Raw genomic sequence first — 25,302 nt, 5'->3', positions numbered from 1 at the left:
CGAATTTCGGCGGCTCACCGCGCCTACCTGGGATGTTGGTGGCAGGGCATATCGTTAGGGGCATGACTTCACCGCGCCCCGCCACCGCCATCGACGCGATCGCAGAGGACTACCTCGCCTCGCTCCTGCCCCTCTCCCCCACCTTGGCCACCGAGATCGGCTTGCCCGGGTACGACGACCAGTGGGACGACTTCTCCCCCGCCGGCCAGCAGGCGCTCGCCGACCTGGCCCGACAGGCCCTGGCGCGCCTGGATGGGGTGGAGCCGGTGGACGACGTGGACCGCGTGACGGTTGCCGCCATGCGCGAGCGCCTGGGCGTGGACCTGGACCGCCACGCGGCCGGCTGGGCCCACGGCGACCTGAACGTGCTGAACAGCCCGCTGCAGTCGATCCGGGACGTTTTTGAGGTGATGCCGCAGGAGAGCGCCGACGACGCCGCGGTGATCGCCCGGCGCCTGCACGGTGTGCCCGCCGCCCTGGCCACCTACACCGAGGCGCTGCGCGAGCGCGCGGCTGCCGGGACGCTTTGCGCTCGCCGGCAGGTGGAAAAGTGCATCAAGCAGGCCCAGGAGGCGGCCGGCGAGGCGTCGTCGTTCAAGGCGCTGGAGCCGCTGGCCGGCAGGCTGGAGGGGGCGGCTGCTCAGGAGCTGCTGGACGGGATCGAGGTGGCGCGGGGCGGCTTCGCCCAGCTGGCCGCAGATCTTGCCGACTTGTTGCCGGCCGCGCGCGAGCGCGACGGGGTTGGTGAGGAGGCCTACCGGTTGGCGCTGCGCACCTTCCTGGGCGCGGACGTGGACGCCCGCGAGGCCCACGCGTGGGGCATCGAGGAGCTGGCCCGCATCGACGCCGAGCAGCAGCGGGTGGCCCGGTTGCTGTTCCCGGGCGCCAGCGTGGCGCAGACCATCGAGCGTCTAAACAACGACCCGGCGCGCCAGCTGCACGGCACCAAGGCGTTGCAGGAGTGGATGCAGCAGGTCTCCGACGCCTCCATCGCGGCCCTGAACGGGACGCACTTTGACATTCCCGAGCAGCTGCACCGCCTGGAGTGCCGCATCGCGGCCTCCGGGACGGGCGGGATCTACTACACGCCGCCGTCGGCGGACTTCTCCCGCCCGGGTGCCATGTGGTGGTCCGTTCCCCCGGGTGAGGAGACCTTCGTGACGTGGCAGGAGAAGACCACGGTCTACCACGAGGGCGTACCCGGTCACCACCTCCAGCTCGGCACCGCCGTGGCGCTGGGCGACCAGCTCAACAGCTGGCGCCGCCTGGTCTGCTGGGTCTCCGGGCACGGCGAGGGCTGGGCGCTCTACGCCGAGCGGCTCATGGAGGAGCTCGGCTTCCTGTCCGACCCGGGCGACTACTTCGGCATGCTGGACTCCCAGCGGCTGCGCGCCGCCCGCGTGGTGCTGGACACCGGCGTCCACCTGGGCCTGGACGTGGACCCGAGCCTGGAGAAGGCCGGGCTCATGCCGGGCGGCGTGGGCAAGGTGTGGGACGCGGACGTGGCGTGGGCCTTCCTGCGCCACAACGTGGCGATGGCGGACGCCTTCTTGCGCTTCGAACTGGACCGCTACCTGGGCTTCCCGGGGCAGGCGCCGTCCTACAAGCTCGGCGAGCGCCTGTGGCTGGAGCTGCGCGAGCAGTGCCAGCAGCGCGAAGGCGCCGGCTTTGATCTGAAGGGCTTCCACTCCCGGGCGCTCGCCCTGGGCGGGGTGGGGCTGGACGTGCTGCGCGAGGCTCTGCAGTGAGCCTGTTGCCCCCGCCCGCCGGGCTGTGGGAGGAGCCGGTGCAGTTCGTGCTGGCCTCCGCCTCCCCGGCGCGGCTGGCCACGCTGCGCGGCGCCGGGGTGGCGCCGCTGGTGCGCGTCAGCGACGTGGACGAGGACGCGGTGCTCGCCCGGCTGCTGGCCGAGCAGCCGGCCGCCGGGCCGGGCGTGCAGGTGCAGGCCCTGGCAGAGGCCAAGGCCGCCGACGTGCTCGCCCGCCTGCGGGCGGACGGCGTAGACCGGGCGGGCTCCGCGCCGGTGCCGGGCGCGCCTGCGGGCCTGGACCTCGCGGCTCCCACCATCGTGGTCGGCTGCGACTCCATGCTGGAAATCGGCGGGAAGGTCGTGGGAAAGCCCGCAGACGCGAGCGATGCCCGCGCGCGCCTGCGCGCCCTCTCCGGCGGCAGCGGGGTACTCCACACCGGGCACAGCGTCCACTTCTACCCCACCGGCCTGACCGGACCCGCCGCCACGGAGGGCGGCGCACCCGTGAGGGGCGCGGGCGGGACGTCGGCTACCACCGTCCACTTCGCCACACTCACCGAGGCTGAGATCGAGGCGTACGTGGATAGCGGCGAGCCGCTGCACGTGGCCGGGGCGTTCACGATCGACGGGCTGGGCGGCCCGTTCGTGACCGGAATCGAGGGCGATCACCACGGCGTGGTGGGCATTTCCCTGCCGCTGCTGCGCCTGCTCCTGCTCGAGGTAGGCGTGGGCTGGCCCGCTTTGTGGAAGTCCTTGCGTCAGCCGGAAGAATCGTTGTAGTCGCACGAGAATCGCCGGGCACCACGCCGCGAAGGTTGTGCCTATCCTCCAAAGGCCGGTTAGGTTGAGCCCATGACTGTGCTGCCCACCTCCGTCCTCATCGCCAACCGTGGCGAAATCGCGGTGCGCGTCGCGCGCGCCTGCAAGGACTCCGGTATCCGCTCCATCGGCGTGTACGCCTCCGGCGACCGCGATGCCCTCCACACCCGCGTGGTGGACGAGGCCTACGCCCTGCCCGGGGCCAGGGCGGCAGACACCTACCTGAACATCCCCGCCATCCTGGAGGTGGCCGAGCGCTCCGGTGCCCAGGCCGTCCACCCCGGCTACGGCTTCCTGGCGGAGAACGCGGACTTCGCGCGCGCCGTCATCGCGGCCGGGCTGACCTGGATCGGCCCGCCGCCGGAGGCGATCGAGGCACTGGGAGACAAGGTCACCGCCCGCCGCATCGCGGCGGAGGTGGGCGCCCCGCTGGCCCCCGGCACCCCCGGCCCGGTGGCTGACGGCCAGGAGGTGCTGGACTTCGTGGACCAGCACGGCCTGCCCGTGGCCATCAAGGCGGCCTTCGGTGGGGGCGGGCGCGGCCTGCGCGTGGCCCGCAAGCGCGAGGAGGTGGTGGAGGCATTCGAGTCCGCCTCCCGCGAGGCCATCGGCGCGTTCGGGCGCGGCGAGTGCTTCGTGGAGCGCTACCTGGAGCGGCCCCGCCACGTGGAGACCCAGTGCCTGGCCGACGCCTACGGCAACGTGGCCGTGGTCTCCACCCGCGACTGCTCGCTGCAGCGCCGCCACCAGAAGCTACTGGAGGAGGCCCCCGCCCCGTTCCTCACCGAGGAACAGGAGCGCGTGATCTACGAGTCCTCCCGCGCCATCCTGCGCCACGCCGGCTACGTGGGGGCCGGGACGTGCGAGTTCCTGGTGGCCGCCGACGGGCTGGTCAGCTTCCTGGAGGTCAACACGCGCCTGCAGGTGGAGCACCCAGTCTCCGAGGAGGTCACCGGCATCGACCTGGTGCGCGAGCAGATCCGCCTGGCCGCCGGGGAGAAGCTGGGCTACGAGCGGGCGGAGGTGCGCGGCCACTCCATCGAGATGCGCATCAACGCAGAGGACCCGGCGCGCGGCTTCCTACCCACCCCGGGGCGCGCCACCGAGATCGTCTGGCCCGGCGGCCCGGGCGTGCGCGTGGACGCAGGCATCGCGCAGGGCGACGAGCTCTCCGGCATGTTCGACTCCCTGGTGGCCAAGGTGATCGTGTGGGGCCACGACCGCCAGTCCTGCCTGGCCCGCGCCCGCCGCGCGGTTGGCGAGATGAGCGTGACCGGCCTTTCCACCACGCTCTCCTTCCACCGCGCCATCCTGGAGCACCCGGCCTTCGTGGGCACCGAGGGGCTGGAGGTGGACACAACCTGGATCGACGCGGGCAACCTGAACCTGATGGACTCCCTCTCAGACACCGAGGCGAGCGCGGGAGTGGAGGACGACGCCCCCACCGAGCGCGTGGTGGTGGAGGTGGGCGGCAAGCGCCTAGAGGTCATCCTGCCGGCCGCGCTGCTCTCCCCCCGCCCGGCCGCCACCGGCCCTGTCAAGACGCGCACGGCGCGTCCCTCGCGCGGCTCCAGGCGCGGACCGGCCTCCCCCGGCGCCGTCACCTGCCCCATGCAGGCGACCGTGATCGGAGTCGAGGTGGCAAACGGCGCCGAGGTCCAGGAGGGCCAGGTGCTGGTGGTCATCGAAGCGATGAAGATGGAGCAACCCATCAAGGCGCCGCGCACCGGAGTAGTCAGCGAGCTGACCGTCAAGGTGGGTGACCAGCTCAGCGCGGGCGCGGTGATCTGCGAGGTGGAGGGCTAAGCGATTTTTAGGCGCTCCGAGCCCCGGCGCGCCGGCGGCCTAACTGGCTAGGCTGGCTACGTGGTGAAACGCGGGGCAGACGGCTGGCTGGAATGCGCGTGCGGCAAGCGGCACTGGGGGCTGCTGGGGGCCGCAGGGCTCTACCTGTGGCGCGAGGCGCCTGGGCAGGAGGCTGAGGCGGGCCCGGGCTCTGCGGCGAGCGTGGAGCGCGCGGAGCCTGCTGGGAGCGCCCTGCCCCACGAGTACCTGGGCCAGCTGCGCGCGCCTGGCACGCACCTGGGCCGCATGTGGGGGCTGCCCGGCGGGGCGCGCGACTACGGCGAGAGCGCCGTGAGCGCGGCGCTGCGAGAGGCGGCGGAAGAGACGGGACTGGCCCCCGACGCGGTGCGCGTGTGGGGCTGGCGCCGCCTCACCCACCCGGGGCCGGCCCACCAAACGTGGTCCTACACCACTGTCGTGGCGGAGTTGAGCCGCGCGCAGGCGGTCGACTCGATCGGTGCCCAGGACTGGGAGTCGGAGGTGGTGGAGTTCGTCTGCCCGGGCCAGGAGGATGGGCTGGTGCTGCCGCAGCTGGCGGAGGTGGCCGGAGAGCTGGCGGCGATGGTGGTGCGGCCGCTGGTGATCGTGGACGCGGCGAACGTGGTCGGTTCCCGCCCGGACGGCTGGTGGAAGGACCGCGCCGGCGCGGCCGCCCGCCTGCTGGAGGATTGCGCGCGGGCACTTTCGAACGGGTTCTCCGCCCAAGAGCTTTCGCTGCCCGGCGCGCATTGGTACCCGGACATCCTGGTGGTGTTGGAGGGCAAGGCACGCCCTGCCGGCTTCCCCGGCGAGGTGACTTCGCCCTACGGCGCAAATCTGCGGGTGGAGTTGGCGGCAGGCGAGGGGGACGACGCTATCGCCGCCCACGCCGCAAACGAGGCCGCCACCCCGGGCCGCCACGTGGTGGTGCTGACGGCGGACAAGGCACTGTCCGCCCGCTGCCGCGCGGCGGGGGCGCTGGTGGCGCCGCCACGGACCCTGATCCGGCAGGCGCGCACCGTGCACTAGCGCAGAGCACCCCGGTGCAGCGAAGCAGCGACGTCGCACAAAGGCGCCGACCGGCGGGGCGGCACCGTGGCGGCACCGGCTCGGAAAAGACGGCAGCGACAGGCGTGAGTCGTCCTGGCGTTTCCGCAGGTTCCACACGGCGGGGTGGCTGGTTGCCCCGTTCAAGCGGGGAAGGCTCTAATTGAAACTCGATGGAACCACGAGGAGGTGTGCGTGTCAGAGCGTCCGAGTGATTGGTCTGCGGTGGGTTGGGAGCGGGACCCGGTCCCGGGCGACCCAGCCGTTGTCCGCCAAGGCGGTAGGAACTACATCGAGGTAGCTGACCGGATCAAGCAGAGCGCCCAATCCTTGCGTGCGCTGGAGGCTGGGGCCTCCACCCGTGCCCAATCAGTCACGGCACTACTGGAGCAGCGCGACGAACTGGTGGACGGCATCTGGCAGGTCGAAGGCCGCTACCGCGGCGCGGGCGAGGCACTGGAGGCATACGCCAGCGCTCTAGACCTCGCTCAGTCCCAATCATTGACCGCACTGTATGCCGCCCGGAACGCGCAAGACGATCTTGCCGAGGCCAGGCAAAGGAGAGCGTTCTACCAAGAACTGGCCGAAGACTACGACCCCGGCACCGAGGAGCCGGGAGCTTATTCTTCGAGAAGGCGGCCTCAGGCAAGCGGAAATGGATTTCACAGAGCTAACCCGCGGACACCAAACGACCATAGATATAAGCAAAGGCCCAGCAGTGCAGATCTGCAACATATCCAATGGGCCAACAATCAACCTCAGGCAAGTCAGCACCCAAGGAAACGCAACCCTAGAAATACAATACGCGACTAAGAGAAAAATCAAGTTCAGGTACCCATAATGCTAACAACAATATTGGACCGAGACACCATTAATCACGCTCGCGCACTGCGCGACCACATCTTCACCGACAGCCAACACCTGAACCCCAAATGGGTGGAAGAGACGGATGCCACAGTGATCGCCCAGGAGAACGAGTCTTCGCTCCATCCAGACTATTTCCCGGCCATCATCCGCGCCTGCAACACCATCAGCCCAGGCGTCACCTGGTGGGCCATCTCCCACGACTTCACCCCTGAGGGCAGGCACCAACCCACGTCCCCAAAATGTTGGAGGATTACCCCTACCGAAGAAAGCCTGGATTCACTCTCGCTTAACATCTTCCCGTTCGACTGCATGATATTCACCGATGACCTCAATGCCGCATTCTCGTTTGTAAACGCCTACGAATTCACTCTGGTCGCAGGACCACGCAGATTCATCGACGCCTACGCAGGGTCATACGCAACCGCATTGAAGGACATTTCCGAATATATCGACTACTGCGTACAACAAGAATTAGAACTTGGATTTCCCAAGGCTGCAGAGACAATTCGCGCCACCTATGCCGTTCCCATGTCACAGATGAGGCTGGGCAACGCCTAGTTCCCGCCCGGACTTCCTCACTAGGCGAGGCAAAGGATTGACACAACCGAACCCGATCGGAGCCGACCATGCTGAACCGAATCACCGATCCCGCACTCATTGGTCACGCCCGCGCAATGCGCGACACAATTTTCCTGGACAGCATGCATCTGAGGCCCGAATGGCTTAGAGAAACGGACGCTACTGTAATCTTTCAGGAGAACGAATATTCGCTCCATCCCGAATATTACCCGGCCATTATCCGCGCCTGCAACATCATCAACCCCGGGGCAACCTGGTGGGCAATCTCCGAAGATGTCGAATATGGCGGAATGCCCCGACCCACGGATCCAGATTGTTGGAGGATTATACCCAACGAGGAAAGCTTGAAAACACTTTCATTCGACATCTCCCCATTCGACTGCATGATATTCACTGACGACCTCAATGCCGCATTCTCGTTCGTAAACGCCTACGAATTCACCCTGGTCGCGGGGCCACGCCGATTCATCGACGCCTACGCGGGCTCATACGAGGCCGCAGTAAAAGAGTTCTCAAGGTTCGTCGACGACTACATCCAACATGACCAAAAACTCGGGTTCCCGAAGGCCACAGAGGCGATTCGCACCAACTACGGCACTCTCTTATCTCAGGCGAGGCTGGGCAACGCCTAGCCCCCACCCCGCTCCCGCCCGGACTTCCTCACTAGGCGAGGCAAAGGATTGACACAATCGAACCCGATCGGAGCCGATCATGCTGAACCGAATCACCGATCCCGCCCTCATTGATCGCGCCCGCGCAATGCGCGACACGATTTTCATGGACAGCATGCACCTGAGGCCCAAATGGGTGGAGGAAACGGATGCCACAGTGATCGCCCAGAAGAACGAGTCTTCACTCCATCCGGACTATTTCCCGGCCATCATCCGCGCCTGCAATATCATAAGCCCAGGCGCCACCTGGTGGGCAATCTCCGAGGATTTCAACTCCGGAGGCGAGCCACGCCCCACAGATCCAAAATGCTGGCGGATCATACCCACCGAAGAAAGCCTAGATATGCTTTCATTCAAGATCTTCCCATTCGACTGCATGATATTCACTGACGAGCTCAATGCCGCGTTCTCGTACGTAAACCCCTCCGAATTCACCCTGATTGCAGGCCCGCGCCGATTCATCGACGCCTACGCAGGCTCATACGAGGCCGCAGCGAAAGAGTTCTCCGAGTTCGTAGAAGACTGCATTCAGCAAGAGCAGGAGCTTGGATTCCCACGGGTCGCAGAGGCCCTCCGCGCCAACTTCGCCATCCCCATGTCACAGATGAGGCTGGGCAACGCCTAGCCCCCACCCCGCCCCCACCCGGACTTCCTCACTAGGCGAGGCAAAGGATTGACACAATCGAACCCGATCGGAGCCGATCATGCTGAACCGAATCACCGATCCCGCCCTCATTGATCGCGCCCGCGCAATGCGCGACACAATTTTCCTGGACAGCATGCACCTAAATCCCGCATGGGTATCACAAGAGGACGCCACTGTCATTGCCCAAGAAAACGCATACTCGCTTCATCCTGCATACTATCCATCTATCATCCGAGCCTGCAACACCATCAGCCCAGCCGCCGCATGGTGGGCGATAACCGAGGACCGCTGCATTTCGGACCCACGGGAAGATATGCGCTCAATGTGCTGGAAGATTCTCCCAACGGAGGAGGCCTTGTCCGAGATCGAGCGCGCGGTTACCCCTTTTGACTGCATGCTTTTTTCAGGCGAACTCAATGCAGCGTTCTCATTTGTGCACCACCAGGAGTTCACGCTAGTAGCTGGACCGCGTAGATTCATCGACGCCTACGCAGGCTCATACGAGGCCGCAGTAAAAGAGTTCTCCGAGTTCGTAGAAGACTGCATTCAGCAAGAGCAGCAGCTTGGATTCCCACGGGTCGCAGAGGCACTCCGCGCCAACTTCGCCATCCCCATGTCACAGATGAGGCTGGGCAACACCTAGGTCTCCCGGAATCAGAACCGGGGCGGGTAACCCTTCGGAAGGTGCACCAATCCCTCGAATGGTCGCGCAACCCTACAAAAGGGCCTGCATCTACTGGCCACTCCGAGGCCCCCAATACACTCCCCTTTGGGAAGAGCTGGATATCCGCACGCCCTTCTGCTTCTCCCTCTCCCCTCCTTCGTCAACACTAGGATGGGGGCATGCAAGCAGGATCTACTCCCGACCAGCCCTTTGAACAGGGCACCGAGATATGGATACGTAACGGGGGCCTGCCGCAGGCCGAAGCGGACTTCGGCGAGCTAACTCGCGGACACCCGATCGTTTCCGAGTTCAATCAGGGCAACCCGCTCCGCGTCTGCAACGTACCCAGCGGTCCCACGATCATCCTTCGCGGCCTCAGCTCTTTGGCAAGCCCCAGGCTCGACATCATCCAGCCCTCCGGTGCGCGCGTAAAGTTCAGGTACCCCTAATGCTGACCAGAGTCCTCGCTCCCTCTACCGTCGACCACGTTCGCGCGCTACGGGACCAGATCTTCGCCGACAGCACGCACTTCAATCCAGAGTGGGTTTCCCGGCAGGACGCGACGGTCATTGCGCAAGAGAACGACGACATGCTCTGCGCTGCCTTCTACGGGGACCTGATCCTGGCTTGTAACATCGCCAACCCGGGGGCCACCTGGTGGGTCATCACCAACGACTACCTGCACCAAGCCCCGCCCAGACGGCCGGCTCCCTATTGCTGGCAACTGATTCCCACCGAGGAGAGCCTGGCGCAACTGCGCGGCGAAGTCGCGCCCTTCGACTGCATGCTAATCACGGACGACCTCGGTACCGCCTTTTCGTTCTCAGACGAGGCGGAGTTCACCCTCATTGGCGGGCCGCAACGCGTAATCAACGCCTACGCCGGTTCCTACGAGGCAGCCCTCCAGGACTTCTCCACCTACACGCAGGAGTGCGTTGACGTATTGACGAACTCCCAGATTTCGAATGGGCGGCCCGCGACCCCGGAGCGGTTCCACCTGCAGTTCCAAACGGCCATGTCGCAGTTCCGACGCGGCAACAGCTAGCACAGCCGTACACCAACCCGCTGTCCACCCCTCGCCTTCGCCTGCCGGGGCTCGAGACCTGCCCATAGACTTGCAGACATGACTTCTCGACTCGCATGGGGATACGGACTGGCAACGATCTCGCAGTCCGGGCAGACGCTCGATGTTTGGTATCCGGCCCCGCAGCTGGGGCCACTGCCGCAGGAATCTGGCAGCGAGCTGCGTCAGCAGCTGACCTCGATGGAGGCCAAGGACGAGGCCCGTGGGGTTTACACCTCCGTGGTGCGCACTCAGGTGGACCTGGACGACGCCCCGCAGTCCACGGCGGACGCCTACCTGCGCCTGCATCTACTGTCGCACCGCCTAGTGCAGCCCAACACGGTGAATCTGGACGGCATCTTCTCCCGGATGGCCAACGTGGTGTGGACCTCTGCGGGCCCGTGCCCGGTGGAGGGATTCGAGGAGACCCGCCTGCGCCTGCGCCGCAAGTTCGGTGCCGTGGAGGTGCGGGGCATCGACAAGTTCCCGCGCATGGTGGACTACGTGGTGCCCGCCGGCGTCCGCATCGGTGACGGCGACCGCGTGCGCCTGGGCGCCTACCTCTCCGAGGGAACCACCGTCATGCACGCTGGCTTCGTCAACTACAACGCCGGCACGCTGGGAGTCTCCATGGTGGAGGGCCGCATTTCCCAGGGCGTGGTGATCGGCGACGGCTCGGACATTGGTGGCGGCGCCTCCACGATGGGCGTGCAGTCCGGCGGTAGTGGGCGCAAGGTGAGCGTGGGCGAGCGCTGCCTGCTGGGCGCCAACTCCGGTCTGGGCATCGCGCTGGGCGACGACTGCGTGGTGGAGGCCGGTCTCTACCTCACCGCGGGCACCAAGGTGTCCTTCCTGCCCACCGGTGGCGTGGTACCCGGCCAGCACGGCCTGTTCCGCGACCCCAAGATCGTCTCCGCCCGGGACCTGTCCGGCGCGTCGAACGTGCTCTACCGCCGCAACTCGGTCACCGGTGCCGTGGAGGCGCTGGCCCGCGGCGGCAAGGCCATCGAGTTCGCTCCGGACTCGCCGCTCGCCTGACGGCAAACACTGCCTCCGCACGCAGGCGTGGGCCCGGGGAAGGAAACCGCTTCCCCGGGCCCACACTCCGTTTCGCGCCGGCTCAGTCCTTGGCGACGCGCTCGCGCAGCGGAACGTAGTCGCGCTCGGCGTAGCCGGTGTAGACCTGCCGCGGGCGGCCGATGCGGGTGGTCGGGTCGTTGATGAGCTCGCGGTACTGGGCGATCCAGCCGGGCAGGCGTCCCAGCGCGAACAGCGGGGTGAACATCTTGGTCGGGAAGCCCATGGCCTTGTAGATCAGGCCGGTGTAGAAGTCCACGTTCGGGTAGAGCTTACGCTCGATGAAGTAGTCGTCGCTGAGCGCGATCTCCTCGAGCTCCATCGCGATGTCCAGCAGGTTGTCGCGGGCGCCCAGACGCGAAAGCACGTCGTGGGCGGTCTCCTTGACGATGGCGGCGCGCGGGTCGTAGTTCTTGTAGACGCGGTGCCCAAAGCCCATCAGGCGCACGCCGTCTTCCTTGTTCTTCACCTTGCGCATGAAGTCGGCCACGGTCATGTCGGACTCGTTGATCTGGCGCAGCATGCGCAGCACGGCCTCGTTGGCGCCGCCGTGGAGCGGGCCGGACAGGGCGCCCACGCCGGCGGCCACGGAGGCGTACATGTTGGCGTTGGAGGAGCCCACCAGGCGAACGGTGGAGGTGGAGCAGTTCTGCTCGTGGTCTGCGTGCAGGATCAGCAGCATGTCCAGCGCCTTCACCAGGGCCGGGTCGATGTCGTAGCTCTGGTAGGGCAGGCCGAAGGTCATGCGGATGAAGTCCTCGACGTAGGAGCGCTGGTTGTCCGGGTAGAGCAGCGGCAGGCCGGCGGCGCGCTTGGCGATGTAGCTGATCATGGTGGGCACCTTGGCCAGCAGGAGCACGGTGGCGAGCTCCACCTGCTGCGGGTCCTTGGGGTCAAGGGTTTGCTGGTAGTAGGTGGCCAGGCCGGCGATTCCGGCCTGCAGGATGGCCATCGGGTGACCGTTGGCGGGGAAGGCGGTGAAGAAGGCCTTGAAGTCCTCGTGCAGCAGGCGGTGGCGCTTGATGCGGCGGATCACGGCCTCCAGGGTGGCGGCGTCGGGCAGCTCGCCGAAGATGAGCAGGTAGGCCACCTCCAGGAAGGAGGACTGCTTGGCCAGCTGCTCAATCGGGTAGCCGCGGTAGCGCAGGATGCCGGCGTCGCCGTCGATGTAGGTGATGGACGACGCTGCCGGGGCGGTGTTCATGAAGCCCGGGTCCAGCGTGATCAGGCCGGTTTCCTTCAGCAGCGGCGCGATCTGCAGGCCGTCGCTGCCTTCGGTGGCGGCGACGCGGGGCAGGTGGAGCACCTTTTCCCCCACGGTGAGCTGTCCGTCGGGGCGGGCGTCTTGGGTGCGCTCTTCGATTTCAGACATGGTTCCTCGTTTGCTTCTCGCCGCCCCGTGGGGCGCAACCTCGGTCCTGGGCACAAGGTCCCAGTAGCTTCCCTCACTGTAGCGGCACGCCCCGCCTATCGCACAGGTTTGCGGCATTTGGGCGCTCTTGCGCCCCGGGTTTGGACGGCGTTTGGACGACGCTGCCGCCTGCCCCTCTTTCGACCGTTGGCCGCGCGGTTTTGCGGCCGATGGGAGCTGCCCGCTCGGCTCCACCGACCGGGCAGCACAGGCTCGGGCGGCCCGAGCCCGGTAGCCGGTTCAGGCCAGGCTGGCCCCGGCTAGGCGTTCGACGGCGGCGTCGATGCGTTCGTCGCTGGCGGTCAGGGCGATGCGCACGTAGGGGGCGGCCTGTTCCCCGTAGAAGTCGCCGGGGGCGGCCAGGATGCCCAGCTCGGCTAGGCGGTCCACCAGCTCGCGCCCGCTCAGGCCGGGCACGCGGCCCCACAGGTAGAGGCCGGCCCGGCTGTCCGGGTCCAGTTCCATCCCGGCGGCCTTGGCGGCGGGCACTAGGGCGTCGCGGCGGCGGCGGTAGACCTCGCGCTGGGCGTCCACGTGGCCGTCGTCCCCCAGGGCGGCCACGAGGGCGGCCTGGACGGGGCCGGGCACCAGCAGGCCCAGGTGCTTGCGGGTCTCGACCACCGCGGCCACGGCGGCCTCGTCGCCGGCCAGCAGGGCGGCGCGGTAGCCGGCCAGGTTGGACTGCTTGGACAGGGAGTAGAGGGCCAGGAGGCCGGTCAGGTCGCCGTCGGTCACCCGGGGGTCCAGCAGGGAGGGAACGTCGTCCACCTCCCAGGCCAGCTCGGCGTAGCACTCGTCGCTGACCACCATGGCGCCGCGCCGGCGCGCCCACGCCACGATGCGGCGCAGCTGCTCCACGCTCAGCACGTGCCCGTGGGGGTTGCCGGGGCTGTTGAGCCAGACCAGGTCGGCGTCGGGCCACTGCTGCGGGTCGTCGCCCACGGGAATGGGGGTGGCGCCCACCAGGCGCGCGCCCACGTCGTAGGTGGGGTAGGCCATGGCGGGCAGCAGCACCGTGTCGCCGGCCGCCGCGCCCAGCAGGAGCGGCAGGAGCGCCACGGCCTCCTTGGAGCCGATGGTGGGGATGACCTGGCTGGGCTTGAGCCCGGGCACGCTCCGCCTGCGCGCAAACCAGTCGCAGATCGCCTGCCTCACCGCAGCGGTGCCCACGGTGAGCGGGTAGCCGGGCGAGTTCGCTGCGGCGGCCAGGGCCTGCGTGGCCACTGCGGGGCTGTCGTCCACGGGGGTGCCCACGGAGAGGTCAACGATCCCACCGGGGTGGGCCTGGGCACGCAGCCTGGCGCCCTCCAGGGTGTTCCACGGGAACTCGGGCAGCGGTAGCGCTCGGGGCAGGCGGGCCATCAGTCGAGCCCGTGCTCTGCGCGGTACTCGAGGTTCTGCGGCGGCAGGGCGGCGATCATGGCGTCGTCGTGCGCGATCTTGCCCATCGAGGCGGCGCCTCCCGGCGAGCCGATCTCGCTGAAGAAGTCGGCGTTGGCCCGGTAGTAGTCGCTCCACTCCTCGGGCAGGTCGTCCTCGTAGAAGATGGCCAGCGTGGGGCAGACGGGCTCGCAGGCGCCGCAGTCCACGCACTCGTCCGGGTGAATGTAGAGCGAGCGTTCGCCCTCGTAGATGCAGTCCACCGGACACTCGTCAACGCAGGCGCGGTCCTTGACGTCCACACACGGCTGGGCGATGACGTAGGTCATGAGGTAGTTCCTCTCCCGGTTGGTTCAACTGTTCTCTATTATCCCCCACCATGGAAAGCTCGCAGCGGAGGAGTGCGCCACGCCCCTTGCCTTGGTTGGAATGGCGCGTCGGCGAGCGCGTCACCCTGCTCTACCGCGAGGCGGGAAATCTGCAAGAGGTGGTGGGTGAATTACTGGAGTGCGGCCCCCACGGGGTGCTGATCCGCTCCCGGCGCGGCGACGTTTCCGTCCACGCCACCCAGATGGTGGTGGGCAGGCGCGTGCCTTCTTTGCCCGACGTTCCGCCCCGCGCCCCCTAGAGGTTCACGCCGCCCAGTGGCGGCCAGACGCCGGGGCGGGGCGCGGCGGTCCCGGTGCTCTGTTGCAGGGGCGGGGCGCGGCGGTCCCGCGGCGGGGAGCCGGGCCTACTTGCAGACGATCTCGTCCACCGCCTGGTAGTGGGTGGTCCAGTCCTGGCTCTCCTTGACCTCGCCGTGGCTGCGCACGCGCGTGACGGTGACGGAGAATCCGGCCCCGCCCTCCTCCTGCGGCTCGCACGGCTTGGTGAAGACCTCGCGCTTGGTGGGCGGACGATAGCTAAAGCGCTCTGAGGTCCAGTGCTCCACGTTCCAGTGCTTGGTGGACCAAACCTTGATCCAGGCGACGTCGTCCGTCACCCCCGCCTCCAGCAGGGCGGCGTAGGGGGTGTCGTTAGTCCACTTCACGTCCAGGTGGCCGGTCCACAGCGTGGCCTCCCGCCCCTCCGGGTAGCGGGAGAGGTACTCGGTGTGGGGGCGGTGCTCCACGTCCACGAAGCCGGCCAGGAAGCCCGCATTGAAAACGTTGGTGGCAAGCTGCGAGAGTCCACCCCCCATGGAGTCGGTGTGGATGCCGTTGATGATCACCCCGGCGTCCACGAAACCGGTGTGCGCGTCCACCTCGCCGAGGGTCTGCTCCAGGGAGAAGGTCTCCCCCGGGCGCACGATCGTGCCGTTGACCAGCTCGGAGCCGCGGGCGATGTTGGCGGTGCGGCGCGTCTCCCAGGTGAGCGGGGTGGAGAAGTCCGCGATCACCTCCTTGATGCCCAGGGCCTCGGCGTCCTTCGTGCTGAACTCGGCCGGCTTGGCCTCCGGGCTGACCGGGGCGTTGCGGTTCTGGTTAGACACGGCGGCCTTCTCGATGGCCTCGGCCAGGGCCTGCGCCGTGACCTGCTTGCCGTCCACGGCGGGCACCACGCGCGGCTTGCCGTCCGCGATCTCCACCTTGGCGTCCTTCGGGGCCACGTTGTGGGCAGCAAGCTGGGAGGCCAACAGCTGCTGGACCGCCTCGCCGTCCACCTTGGCCACCAAATCCCCGTCCACGGGCTCGAAGGAGACCACCTGCCCCAGCTGCTCGGCGGAGAGCTGCAGTGCGGAGCCGTCGATCTGCACCGTCACCGGCGCGCCCAGCACCACCTTTGCCTGCGCGGCGGCGCTGTCCACCGCCGCCTGGCCCACCTGCGGCTCCACTGCGTCCCCCGGCAGGGGCAGGTGCTGGCCGGTCATCCAGTCGTTACTGAGCGTCTCGACGGCCCCCGCGATGTTCGGCTTCAACCCGGCGGCTGCGTCGGTGACCTGCACCTGTCCCGCCACCAACGCAACCGCGCCCTCGGTGGGGGCGGTGGTCAGAGCGTCGGACACCTGCTCCAGGGCGGTCGTGAGGGCGGCCGCGTCAGCACCGGTGGCCACCTCAACGGACGCGCCACCAAAGAGGTGCTGCCACAACACCACCGGGGAGAAGGACAGGCCGGTGTAGGGGGCCAGGGTCGCGGCGGCGTCGAAACGCAACCCCGCCTGCGCGGGCACGATCTGCGCCCCCTTCTCCCCCAGCGTCACAGTGAGCGGGTCCTGCAGCCGCGCGGCCAGGGCCTCCTCGATAGCGGCGGCCGCCTCCCCCGGCTCCATTCCACCCACCGGCACACCGCTCACCGTCATGCCGTTGGGCAGCTCGTCGGAGACCGCGAACGCGGTCCCCACGTAGCCGGCCACCAGCGCGGCGCCCGCCACGGCCCCACCGATCAGCCAGCGTCGGCCGTGCTTGCGCGCGGGCTCACCGCTAGCGTCGCCGCTCTGCTGCGCCGCTACCTCGCCAATCTCCGCCACTGCCGTCATCGTGTCCTCACCCGCGCCGCTTGCGGGCGGCAATCTTGGCGCGCTCGGTGGCGTCCAGCACCACCTTGCGAATGCGCACGTCCTCGGGGGTGACCTCCACGCACTCGTCGTCGGAGGCGAACTCGATGCACTCCTCCAGGGTCAGCGTGCGCGGCGGCACCAGGTTCTCAAAGGAATCGGCCGTGGAGGAGCGCATGTTCGTCAGCTTCTTTTCCTTGGTGATGTTGACGTCCATGTCCTCGTTGCGGGAGTTCTCGCCCACAACCTGGCCCTCGTAGACCTGGGAGGTGGGCTGCACAAAGAACGAGCCGCGCTCCTGCAGGTTGATCATCGCGTACGGCGTCACGGCCCCGGCGCGGTCAGCCACCAGCGAGCCGGTGTTGCGGTGCTCGATGTTGCCGGCCCACGGCTCGTATCCCTCCGCGATGGAAGAGGCGATGCCGGTGCCGCGCGTCTCCGTCAAGAAGCGGGTGCGGAAGCCGATCAGGCCGCGCGCCGGCACCAGGAACTCCATGCGGATCCAGCCGGTGCCGTGGTTAGACATGGTTTCCATGCGGCCCTTGCGGGCGGCCATCAGCTGCGTGACCGCGCCCAGGTGCTCCTCCGGCACGTCGATGGTCATGCGCTCCACCGGCTCCATGACCTTGCCGTCCACGGTCTTGGTCACCACCTGCGGCTTGCCCACCGTGAGCTCGAAGCCCTCGCGGCGCATCTGCTCCACCAGGATCGCCAGCGCCAGCTCGCCACGGCCCTGCACCTCCCAGGCGTCGGGGCGGTCCGTGGGCAGCACGCGCAGCGAGACGTTGCCGATCAGCTCGCGATCCAGGCGGTCCTTAACCTGGCGCGCGGTGACCTTGGCGCCCTTGACGCGCCCGGCCAGCGGGGAGGTGTTGATGCCGATCGTCATGGAGATGGCCGGGTCGTCCACGGTGATCAGCGGCAGCGGACGCGGGTCCTCCACGTCCACCAGGGACTCGCCGATCATGATGTTCTCGATACCGGCCACGGCCACGATGTCACCGGCGTGGGCCTCCAGGGCGGGCACCCGCTCCAGGGCCTCGGTGCGCAGCAGCTCGGAGATGCGCACGGTCTGGCTGGTGCCATCCTGGCGGTACCAGGCCACGTTCTGGCCCTTCTTCAGCGTGCCGTTGTGGATGCGCAACAGCGCCAGGCGGCCCAGGAACGGGGAGGCATCCAGGTTCGTGACATGCGCCTGCAACGGCGCGCCCTCCTCATAGGTGGGGCCAGGAATGCGCTCCAGGATGGTGGCGAACAACGGCTCCAGGTCAGTGTTGGTCGGCAAGGTGCCATCTGCTGGCTGCACCGTGTCTGCCCGCTGTGCCTTCGCGGAGGCGTAGATGACGGGCACGTCCAGCAGGGCGTCCAGGTCCACCTCGACCTCGTCGGCCAGGTCGCTGGCCAGGCCCAGCAGCAGGTCGGTGGCCTCACCCACCACCTCGGTGATGCGGGAGTCGGGACGGTCCACCTTGTTCACCACGATGATGACGGGCAGGCGGGCGGCCAGGGCCTTGCGCAGCACGAATCGGGTCTGCGGCAGCGGCCCCTCTGAGGCGTCCACCAGCAGTACCACGCCGTCCACCATGGACAGGCCGCGCTCCACCTCGCCACCGAAGTCGGCGTGGCCCGGGGTGTCGATCACGTTGATGGTGACGCCCTCGGTCAGGCCCCGCTCCAGCGCCGACGGCCCCGTGTAGTGGATCGCCGTGTTCTTCGCCAGGATCGTGATGCCCTTCTCGCGCTCCAGGTCACCGGAGTCCATCACGCGCTCGCCGGCCTTCTCCGCGTCGTGCGCCTTGAAGGCACCGGCCTGCCAGAGCATGGCGTCGACGAGCGTGGTCTTGCCGTGGTCGACGTGGGCGACGATGGCTACGTTGCGGAGGTTTTCGCGCTGGGGCATTGCTTTCCTTGTTGTATTGAGGCGGTTCTTTTTACTCCGCCATAGGCAGATTAGTGGTTGGGGGCCGTGTGCGCCCGGTGAGCCTGCGGCCTGTGGAGGCCCGGCCCTGGCGCGGGGCGTGCCGCCCGGTCAGGCCCGGTCAGAGGCGGCGAGCGCACGCCCCCGAGAGGATCGGTTCACTGCGATCCCGCTCGCCACGCGGCCGTTCTTCGTGGCGGCAAGAATTGGGGCGGCCGGTTGGTTTGTGCGGCTTCGTGGCCGACGTCGTCCATCCCGCGCCACTCCCGCCTTACCGCCATTCGTTGCGGCTAGAAGATCGTGGCCACGCGCACGGCGATGGCCGCGAGCGCGGCGGCAAGGACGGCCAGGGCCGCCCAGTTCCAGGTGGAGCGCACCTCGGTGCCAAGCGCGTTGGCGTTGGTGGTCTTCACGCGGGGGCCCAGGCCCTCCTCCTGCCACCGCGGGGAGCGACGCTCGATGAGCATGCCGGCGGCGCGGGCGTCGGCCCCAAAACGCAGCTGGGGCAGGTCGCTGTAGAAGTAGGCCTCGGGGATTTCCGGGGCCACGTGGTCGCGGCGGGTGATGCCGCCAGTGGCGGCGCACGCGGTCGCGGTGATCGGGCGGCGGCCCTTCAGCTTGATCTTCAGGGCCCACCTAGTGTCAACGCCGTCGTACGCAGCCCAGGGGATCACGTGCGTGCGGGCCAGGTTGCGCACCAGCAGGCCGCCATCTTCCAGCACCACCACCGGCCACAGCCACCACAGCACGGCCCCGACCAGAGCCGCCACGGGCACCACGCCGTCACGGGCCAGCTCGCTGAAGCCGCCATGACGCACCTGCAGCACCCACACCACCACGGCCGCCACGGCCACAACGGCCGGGCCGGCCACGGCGAAGCGGGAGCGCATCACGACTCGGGGGCTGCTGGACATGCCTGTAATTCTCCCACGCCCGCCGCCGCGTGCCGTGGTGAGCCTGCCCACCCCGGGTGTGGGCTGACCCGACCCCGCCGGGCCCCGCGTAGAACCCGCTGAACTGCCCACCCCGGGTGTGGGCTGACCCGACCCCGCCGGGCCCCGCGTAGAACCCGCTGAACTGCCCACCCCGGGTGTGGGAGGGACGCCCGGTTTCGTCGTAGATCGGGGCCGCCGGGCCGGGGCCCACCCCGGGTGTGGGTGGGCCGCCCCAGCTTCTCCAGGACACAGCAAAGCGCGGGGGATGAAGCGTGTTTGCTTCATCCCCCGCGCCGCTCAGGCTGCGGGATCACCCGGACCTACCGGGCACTTCCCTTTCGCCTAGATCATGGCTCAGCTTGCGCTGGCTAGATCACTTGGCGTCAGCCACGTAGCCGCGAACCTCGGGCGTGTTGGAGGAGATACCGAAGGAGCCGTAGTTGGCCAGGTCCTTCGGGACACCCACGAACAGCACGCGGTTGTAGATCGGCAGGGTGTGGACGTTGTCCCAGATCTTCTGGTCAACCTCGTTGGTGAGCTTGATGCGCTCGGCCTTGTCGAGGGTGGTGGAGATGATGTTGGCCTTCTCGATGATCTCCGGGTCGTCGATCTGAGCGTAGTTGGAGCCACCGTTGCCGTAGATCTGGTTGATGTTGTTCATCGGGAACGGGGTGCCGATCCAGGTGAACGCGATGATCTCGAACGCACCGCTGGACAGGGTGGTGGAGAAGGTGGCCGGGTCGATCGGAACGAGCTCGATCTCGACACCGATCTCCTTCATCTGGGCCTGCAGCAGCTTGCCCTCGTTCTCGGAGGTGAAGACACCGGTCATCATGGCGTACTTGATGGTCAGGCGCTTGCCGTCCTTCTCGCGGATGCCGTCGGCGCCCGGCTTCCAGCCCAGCTCCTCGAGGTCGGCCTTGGCCTTCTCCTGGTTGAAGGCGTACTCACCAGCGTTGTCCTGGTAGCCCTCCTGGCCCGGCATGAAGAAGTGGTTGTTCAGCATCAGGGTCTCGGGCTTCACCGGCAGACCAGCCAGGTCGGACTCGGCGATGGCGGCGCGGTTGATGCCCTTGACGATGGCGCGGCGCAGCTCGACGTCCTGCAGCAGGCCGGCCTTGGAGTTGAAGGTGAAGTGACGCCACTGCGGGGACAGCGCACCACGCAGGTCAGCGTCGGCGCGGCCCTTAAGCAGTTCGTACTGGGAGGAGTCGATGGCCTGGGCCACGTCGAGCTCCTTGTTGGCGAAGGCGTTGCCCTGGCCCTCGCCCGGGACGACCTTGATGACCATGGAGTCCAGCTTGGCCGGCTCGCCCCACCACTTCGGGTTGCGGCCGTACTCAACGGTCTTGGCGCCCTTGTCGATCTTGGTGATCACGAAGGCACCGGTGTGCCAGTTGAGGTTGGGCTCAGAGATCTGGGCCTCGTTGAAGACCTGCGGGTTGGCAACCGCGTCGCGGTGCTGCACCTGGGAGAACGGGGCCTGCCAGTCCGGGTAGGCGGCGGCGAAGGTGGCCACGACCTCGAACTCGTTGGCGCCCTGCTCGATGGACTCGATCTGGTCAAAGCCGTCGGTGGAGGGGACCACGAACTCCGGGTTGGAGCCGTTGGAGGCCTTCCAGGTGGCGACGTAGTCGGCAACCGTGATCGGGGTGCCGTCGTTCCAGATGGCCTTCGGGTTCAGCTTCAGGGTGACGACGGTCTTGCCGTCCTTGTCAGCAGCCTCAGCGGACTCAAGGAAGGTCGGGTTCGGGGTGAACACACCGGCGTCGGTCACGGTGAAGTTCTGCGGCAGAACGGGGTCGATCAGATCGCCCACGTCGCCGGTGTTGCCGTTCAGGTGAGCGCGGTTCCACTGCTCAACGTCAGCAGCGATGGCCATGCGCAGGGTGCCGCCATCCTTGAGCTCGGAAGCTTCCTTGGGGTTGATGTTGGAAGCCGGGTGGCCCTCAGACCCCGCAGCGCCACCCTCGGTGCTGCCGGAGCAGCCGGCCAGCAGCAGGGCACCGGCGGCCGCGAGAGCAAATACGCCCTTGTTGAGTCGCATGTGTTGCTTCTCCTTCGTTTTTTGGGACTACGCAGCGACGCTGCGCGTACGTAAGGCAAAGCCAACCACATCAGTTCTCGTTTGCTAAGACGCGGGTGCATAAAGATTCCAAACCGTGACCTTCGTCCGGGGTCACGAAGGGCGGGAACTTGTGAAGCGTTCCGCATGTTTATGCACATACGGGTCAGTTTCGGGCGGAGTTTCGGGCGCCACACCCGCGCGGCGCACGCGCCACTGCTCACCCGCCACCACCCCACTGAAGGACTGCTATCTACGTCACACCGCAAGGCGTGTCCCAGATGCTGAGAAAGACGGGAGGAGGTCAACGCCGCACCAACAGCAAGCCCTCCACCGACACCTGCACGCCAACGCGCCACCAAGGCCAGTCCACACCCCCACGCCAATGCGCCGCGCTCCCCCAGCCACACCACTGCACCCTCCGCAGCCACGACCGGTCCACGCCCGAGCCTCAATGCCGGCCGGTTGGGGCCCGAACAACGCCAAGCGGCCCAACACCCTGCATCTCACCCCAACAAAGCACGGCCAATCTCGACGTTTGCGGCTTCAACTCGACGAAGGGAGGTGAATCTAGACGTTTGCCTGGCCTGGAACGTCGAGTTGAACACCTCAACGTCGAGTTGAAGAGCCAAACGTCGAGTTTCAACAACCCAAGCACCAGCCCCCGCCGCCACGCTCCCCCAGCCACACCACTGCACCCTCCGCAGCCACGCCCGGTCCACGCCCGAGCCTCAATGTCGGCCGGTTGGGGCCCGAACAACGCCAAGCGGCCCAGCCCCCTGCATCTCACCCCAACGAAGCATGGCCAATCTCGACGTTTGCGGCTTCAACTCGACGAAAGGCAGCGAATCTCGACGTTCGCCTGACCCGAAACGTCGAGTTGAAGAGCCAAACGTCGAGTTGAAGAGCCAAACGTCGAGTTTCAACAACCCAAGCACCAGCCCACGCCCCACCCCCACACCAGCGTCCGCACACCCGCGCGCGCACAAAGGCGGGGCGGGGGATCTTCTCCCCCGCCCCGCCGAGCTTTCCCATCAGGGACCTAGATGACGGAGACAACCTCCGGGTAGTGGCAGGCCGTCTGGTGGTCTGCTTCCGCCTGCTGGCTCAGGTCCGGCATGGAGCCGAGGCACGCCTTGCGCTCCTCCTCGCCCAGCATGAGGAACTTCTGGCAGCGGGTGCGGAAGCGGCAGCCCGAGGGCGGGTTGGCCGGGGAGGGCAGGTCGCCCTTCAGCACGATCCGCTCACGCGAGCGCTCCTTCTCCGGGTCCGGGAGCGGAATGGCGGAGAGCAGTGCCTGCGTGTAGGGGTGGGTGGGGGCGTCGAACACGGAGTTGACGTCGCCGATCTCCACGATCCGGCCCAGGTACATGACCGCGACGCGGTCGCTGACGTGGCGGATCACGGACAGGTCGTGGCTGACGAACAGGTAGGACAAGCCCATCTTGGACTTCAGCTCTTCGAGCAGGTTGATCACACCGGCCTGGATGGAGACGTCCAGGGCGGAGACCGGCTCGTCCAGGATCAGCAGGCGCGGCTCGAGCGCCAGGGCGCGCGCGATACCGATGCGCTGACGCTGACCACCGGAGAAATTACGCGGGTAGCGGTTGACGTGGCTGGCCTCCAGGCCCACCAGCTCCATCAGCTCCTTGACGCGCGACTCGATCTTCTCCTTGGGCACGCCGTTGTAGCGCATGGGCTCGGCGATGATGTCGAAGATAGGCATGCGCGGGTCCAGGGACGCCATCGGGTCCTGGAACACCACCTGCACGTCGCGGCGCACCACGCGGCGCTCGGAGCGGGACACGTTGGCGGTGTCGCGTCCCAACACCACCACGGTGCCCTCTTGGACCTTGGTGAGGTTGAGGATCTCCAGCAGGGTGGTCGTCTTGCCACAGCCGGACTCGCCCACCAAGGCCAGGGTCTCGCCGGTGCGAACGTCGAACGAAAGCCCGTCCACGGCGTGCACGGTACCCACGCGGCGCTTGAACACGGCCCCCTTCATGAGCGGGAAGTGCTTCTTCAGCCCCTCCACCTTCAGCACCGTTTCGCGCTCCTCGCGCGGCACGTGCTCGATCTCCGACTCCGGGATCTCCGGCACGGGGTAGATGTCGGTGTAGGTCAGCGAGTTGTCGCCGATCTCCTTGGCGCGCCTACAGGCCACGGCGTGGCCCTCGCGGCCCAGCGCCGGCGTCAGCTCGGGCTCCTCGGTCAGGCACTCGTCGGTGGACATCGGGCAGCGCGCGGCAAACGGGCAGCCCGGGGGAAGAGCCAGCAGCGAGGGCGGGTTGCCCTCGACCGGGGTGAGGACTTCCTTGTTGCCGTCCAGGCGGGGCAGGGAGCCCAGCAGACCGATGGTGTAGGGCATCTGGGAGCGGTAGAACACGTCGCCCACGTCGCCGGTTTCCACCACGCGGCCCGCGTACATGACGGCCACACGGTCGGCGATGCCGGCCACGACACCCAGGTCGTGGGTGATCATGATGATCGCCGCACCGGTCTCCCGCTGGGCGGTGCGCAGCACGTCCAGGATCTGCGCCTGGATGGTCACGTCCAGTGCGGTGGTGGGCTCGTCGGCGATGATCAGCGACGGGTTGTTGGCGATCGCGATGGCGATGACGGCGCGCTGGCGCATACCGCCGGAGAACTCGTGCGGGAAGGCCTTGGCACGCACGTCGGGGTTGGGGATGCCAACCAGGTCCAGCAGCTCTACGGCTCGCTTCCAGGCGTCCTTGTCGCTGATCTCCTGGTGGACCTTCAGGGCCTCCACGATCTGGTCACCGACGGTGTAGACCGGGGTGAGCGCGGAGAGCGGGTCCTGGAAGATCATGCCCATCTGGGCGCCGCGCACGTGGGAGAGGTAGTTGTCGCTGCGGCCCAGTAGCTCGGTGCCGTGCAGCTTGACGGAGCCGGAGACCTGCGCGGTCTCGTCCAGCAGGCCCATGACGGACATGGAGGTGACGGACTTACCGGAGCCGGACTCACCTACGATGCCCAGCACCTCGCCGGGGTTGACGGTCAGGTTGACGCCACGGACGGCGTGAACAACGCCGTCCTCGGAGGGGAAACGGACGTTGAGGTCCTTGATCTCGAGCACCGGCACCCCCGGGGTGGGGGTAGGCAGCTCCAGCCGAGAGATGGTTGCGGCCTTCTTGCTCATGCGTTGCCTCCGGCAGACTTAGAGGACGGGTCGAGTGCGTCACGCACACCATCACCAACGAAGTTCACGCACACCAGGGCCAGCGTCAAGACGGCGGCCGGCGGCATGAAGAGCCACGGGTGGGTGGTGGCACGCGCCTGTCCGTAGGAGATCAGAGTACCGAGGGACACTTCCGGGGCCTGCACGCCGAAGCCGAAGTAGGACAGCGTGGTCTCGGCCAGCACTGCGGAGGCGACGCCCAGGGTGGCGTCGATGATCAGCAGCGAGGAGATGTTGGGCAGGATGTGCTTGGTGATGATGGAGAACGCGGGCACGGACATGTACTTGGCGGCCGTCACGTAGTCCAGGGTGCGCACGGACAGGGTCAGGGAGCGCACCACGCGGGAGGAGAGCATCCAGCCGAAGGCACCGAGCAGCAGGATCAGCATCCACACGCTGCCGCTGGCCTTTCCGGTGGAGTGGGCCAGCACGGCGATGATCAGGAAGGAGGGGATCACCAGCAGCAGGTCGACCACCCAGAGGGTGACGCGGTCGAACCAGCCGCCGAAGTATGCGGCGGAGGCGCCCACGAACGCGGCGATGGTGGTCTGGATGGCGGCGACGGCGAAACCGATGAGGAGCGACTTGCGCAGGCCCTCGATGGTCATGGCGAACATGTCGAAGCCGCCGGGGTCGGTGCCGAACCAGTGCTGGGCGCTGGGGGGCTTGAGGAAGGCGGTCTGGTCCGGGACGGTGTAGTCCCACTTGGACAGGTAGGGCGCGAACAGGGCGATCATGACGATGATGCCCAGGCCCACGGCGCCCACGAGGGCGGTCTTGTTGCGGCGGAATCGGCGCCACAGGATTACGCGGCGGGACAGACGCGCCGGGGAGTTCGCGTCGGCCTGCTTGCCGCTGCTGGCCTTCTTCTTGGCCGCAGCCTGGGCGACCACACTCTTCTTTTCAGTCAT

General features: G+C 67.5%; 20 protein-coding genes. 11 read left to right on the top strand and 9 right to left on the bottom strand.

The window, feature by feature from the left end:
- Positions 1-62 precede the first annotated feature (62 nt).
- From ABYF38_RS06975 to dapD, 10 genes are all read left to right on the top strand, one after another.
- Entirely contained in the window at positions 63-1,748 is a 1,686-nt protein-coding gene (locus ABYF38_RS06975) for a DUF885 domain-containing protein (RefSeq protein ID WP_371151665.1), read from the top strand.
- Positions 1,745-2,530: a Maf family protein gene (locus ABYF38_RS06970; RefSeq protein WP_371151664.1), complete on the top strand. Its 786-nt coding sequence runs from the start codon at positions 1,745-1,747 to the stop codon at positions 2,528-2,530. The genes ABYF38_RS06975 and ABYF38_RS06970 overlap by 4 nt, the downstream gene beginning before the upstream one ends.
- Positions 2,531-2,602: 72 nt before the next feature.
- Positions 2,603-4,375, top strand: coding sequence for a biotin carboxylase N-terminal domain-containing protein (locus ABYF38_RS06965; protein ID WP_371151663.1), 1,773 nt, complete (start codon positions 2,603-2,605; stop codon positions 4,373-4,375).
- 60 nt (positions 4,376-4,435) lie between these two features.
- Entirely contained in the window at positions 4,436-5,422 is a 987-nt protein-coding gene (locus tag ABYF38_RS06960; RefSeq protein ID WP_371151662.1) for an NUDIX domain-containing protein, read from the top strand.
- An 873-nt stretch (positions 5,423-6,295) separates the two neighbouring features.
- Positions 6,296-6,865: a hypothetical protein gene (locus ABYF38_RS06955; protein WP_371151661.1), complete on the top strand. Its 570-nt coding sequence runs from the start codon at positions 6,296-6,298 to the stop codon at positions 6,863-6,865.
- 68 nt (positions 6,866-6,933) lie between these two features.
- A complete protein-coding gene (locus ABYF38_RS06950; protein ID WP_371151660.1) occupies positions 6,934-7,518 on the top strand; it encodes a hypothetical protein in 585 nt (194 codons plus the stop codon).
- 79 nt (positions 7,519-7,597) lie between these two features.
- On the top strand, positions 7,598-8,182 hold the full coding sequence (locus tag ABYF38_RS06945) for a hypothetical protein (protein ID WP_371151659.1): 585 nt from the start codon (positions 7,598-7,600) through the stop codon (positions 8,180-8,182).
- A gap of 79 nt (positions 8,183-8,261) precedes the next feature.
- Positions 8,262-8,846: a hypothetical protein gene (locus ABYF38_RS06940; RefSeq protein WP_371151658.1), complete on the top strand. Its 585-nt coding sequence runs from the start codon at positions 8,262-8,264 to the stop codon at positions 8,844-8,846.
- Positions 8,847-9,315: 469 nt separating this feature from the next.
- Positions 9,316-9,912, top strand: a complete 597-nt coding sequence (locus ABYF38_RS06935) for a hypothetical protein (protein WP_371151657.1) — start codon at positions 9,316-9,318, stop codon at positions 9,910-9,912.
- A 78-nt stretch (positions 9,913-9,990) separates the two neighbouring features.
- Positions 9,991-10,968, top strand: a complete 978-nt coding sequence (gene dapD / locus ABYF38_RS06930) for a 2,3,4,5-tetrahydropyridine-2,6-dicarboxylate N-succinyltransferase (RefSeq protein WP_371151656.1) — start codon at positions 9,991-9,993, stop codon at positions 10,966-10,968.
- 82 nt (positions 10,969-11,050) lie between these two features.
- Here the strand turns inward: dapD and ABYF38_RS06925 are convergent, their stop codons facing one another.
- The 3 genes from ABYF38_RS06925 to fdxA form a co-directional block, all read right to left on the bottom strand.
- The gene (locus ABYF38_RS06925) at positions 11,051-12,379 is read right to left on the bottom strand and encodes a citrate synthase (protein ID WP_371151655.1); all 1,329 of its coding nucleotides are present in this window, start codon (positions 12,377-12,379) and stop codon (positions 11,051-11,053) included.
- Between the two features lie 279 nt (positions 12,380-12,658).
- Positions 12,659-13,780: a succinyldiaminopimelate transaminase gene (gene dapC, locus ABYF38_RS06920; protein WP_371151654.1), complete on the bottom strand. Its 1,122-nt coding sequence runs from the start codon at positions 13,778-13,780 to the stop codon at positions 12,659-12,661.
- A complete protein-coding gene (fdxA, locus tag ABYF38_RS06915; RefSeq protein ID WP_371151653.1) occupies positions 13,780-14,127 on the bottom strand; it encodes a ferredoxin in 348 nt (115 codons plus the stop codon). The genes dapC and fdxA overlap by 1 nt, the downstream gene beginning before the upstream one ends.
- A gap of 86 nt (positions 14,128-14,213) precedes the next feature.
- On the opposite strand from fdxA, the gene ABYF38_RS06910 reads away from it, so the two are divergent.
- Positions 14,214-14,426 (top strand): hypothetical protein, encoded by a 213-nt coding sequence (locus ABYF38_RS06910; RefSeq protein ID WP_371151652.1) that lies wholly within the window; start codon positions 14,214-14,216, stop codon positions 14,424-14,426.
- A gap of 105 nt (positions 14,427-14,531) precedes the next feature.
- Here the strand turns inward: ABYF38_RS06910 and ABYF38_RS06905 are convergent, their stop codons facing one another.
- The 6 genes from ABYF38_RS06905 to ABYF38_RS06880 form a co-directional block, all read right to left on the bottom strand.
- Positions 14,532-16,247, bottom strand: a complete 1,716-nt coding sequence (locus ABYF38_RS06905) for a VanW family protein (protein WP_371151651.1) — start codon at positions 16,245-16,247, stop codon at positions 14,532-14,534.
- A gap of 16 nt (positions 16,248-16,263) precedes the next feature.
- Positions 16,264-18,174, bottom strand: coding sequence for a translational GTPase TypA (typA, locus tag ABYF38_RS06900; RefSeq protein WP_371151650.1), 1,911 nt, complete (start codon positions 18,172-18,174; stop codon positions 16,264-16,266).
- Positions 18,175-18,482: 308 nt separating this feature from the next.
- Positions 18,483-19,106, bottom strand: coding sequence for a hypothetical protein (locus ABYF38_RS06895; protein WP_371151649.1), 624 nt, complete (start codon positions 19,104-19,106; stop codon positions 18,483-18,485).
- Positions 19,107-19,500: 394 nt separating this feature from the next.
- On the bottom strand, positions 19,501-21,174 hold the full coding sequence (locus tag ABYF38_RS06890; RefSeq protein ID WP_371151648.1) for an ABC transporter family substrate-binding protein: 1,674 nt from the start codon (positions 21,172-21,174) through the stop codon (positions 19,501-19,503).
- Between the two features lie 1,060 nt (positions 21,175-22,234).
- Entirely contained in the window at positions 22,235-24,352 is a 2,118-nt protein-coding gene (locus ABYF38_RS06885) for a dipeptide ABC transporter ATP-binding protein (RefSeq protein WP_371151647.1), read from the bottom strand.
- Positions 24,349-25,302 (bottom strand): ABC transporter permease, encoded by a 954-nt coding sequence (locus ABYF38_RS06880; protein ID WP_371151646.1) that lies wholly within the window; start codon positions 25,300-25,302, stop codon positions 24,349-24,351. The genes ABYF38_RS06885 and ABYF38_RS06880 overlap by 4 nt, the downstream gene beginning before the upstream one ends.

This window comes from Buchananella sp. 14KM1171, assembly GCF_041380365.1.
In the GTDB taxonomy this organism is placed as follows: Bacteria; Actinomycetota; Actinomycetes; order Actinomycetales; family Actinomycetaceae; genus Buchananella; species Buchananella felis.
Note: the sequence above shows the minus strand (reverse complement) of the source record. Positions and strands in the feature narration are given on the sequence as shown.

What these genes read in the sequence shown, in the direction of transcription:
- ABYF38_RS06975 (WP_371151665.1), top strand. Translation starts at nt 63, where the DNA reads ATGACTTCACCGCGCCCCGCCACCGCCATCGACGCGATCGCAGAGGAC.
- ABYF38_RS06965 (WP_371151663.1), top strand. Translation starts at nt 2,603, where the DNA reads ATGACTGTGCTGCCCACCTCCGTCCTCATCGCCAACCGTGGCGAAATC.
- ABYF38_RS06950 (WP_371151660.1), top strand. Translation starts at nt 6,934, where the DNA reads ATGCTGAACCGAATCACCGATCCCGCACTCATTGGTCACGCCCGCGCA.
- ABYF38_RS06945 (WP_371151659.1), top strand. Translation starts at nt 7,598, where the DNA reads ATGCTGAACCGAATCACCGATCCCGCCCTCATTGATCGCGCCCGCGCA.
- ABYF38_RS06940 (WP_371151658.1), top strand. Translation starts at nt 8,262, where the DNA reads ATGCTGAACCGAATCACCGATCCCGCCCTCATTGATCGCGCCCGCGCA.
- ABYF38_RS06935 (WP_371151657.1), top strand. Translation starts at nt 9,316, where the DNA reads ATGCTGACCAGAGTCCTCGCTCCCTCTACCGTCGACCACGTTCGCGCG.
- dapD (WP_371151656.1), top strand. Translation starts at nt 9,991, where the DNA reads ATGACTTCTCGACTCGCATGGGGATACGGACTGGCAACGATCTCGCAG.
- ABYF38_RS06925 (WP_371151655.1), bottom strand. Translation starts at nt 12,379, where the DNA reads ATGTCTGAAATCGAAGAGCGCACCCAAGACGCCCGCCCCGACGGACAG.
- dapC (WP_371151654.1), bottom strand. Translation starts at nt 13,780, where the DNA reads ATGGCCCGCCTGCCCCGAGCGCTACCGCTGCCCGAGTTCCCGTGGAAC.
- fdxA (WP_371151653.1), bottom strand. Translation starts at nt 14,127, where the DNA reads ATGACCTACGTCATCGCCCAGCCGTGTGTGGACGTCAAGGACCGCGCC.
- typA (WP_371151650.1), bottom strand. Translation starts at nt 18,174, where the DNA reads ATGCCCCAGCGCGAAAACCTCCGCAACGTAGCCATCGTCGCCCACGTC.
- ABYF38_RS06895 (WP_371151649.1), bottom strand. Translation starts at nt 19,106, where the DNA reads ATGTCCAGCAGCCCCCGAGTCGTGATGCGCTCCCGCTTCGCCGTGGCC.
- ABYF38_RS06890 (WP_371151648.1), bottom strand. Translation starts at nt 21,174, where the DNA reads ATGCGACTCAACAAGGGCGTATTTGCTCTCGCGGCCGCCGGTGCCCTG.
- ABYF38_RS06885 (WP_371151647.1), bottom strand. Translation starts at nt 24,352, where the DNA reads ATGAGCAAGAAGGCCGCAACCATCTCTCGGCTGGAGCTGCCTACCCCC.
- ABYF38_RS06880 (WP_371151646.1), bottom strand. Translation starts at nt 25,302, where the DNA reads ATGACTGAAAAGAAGAGTGTGGTCGCCCAGGCTGCGGCCAAGAAGAAG.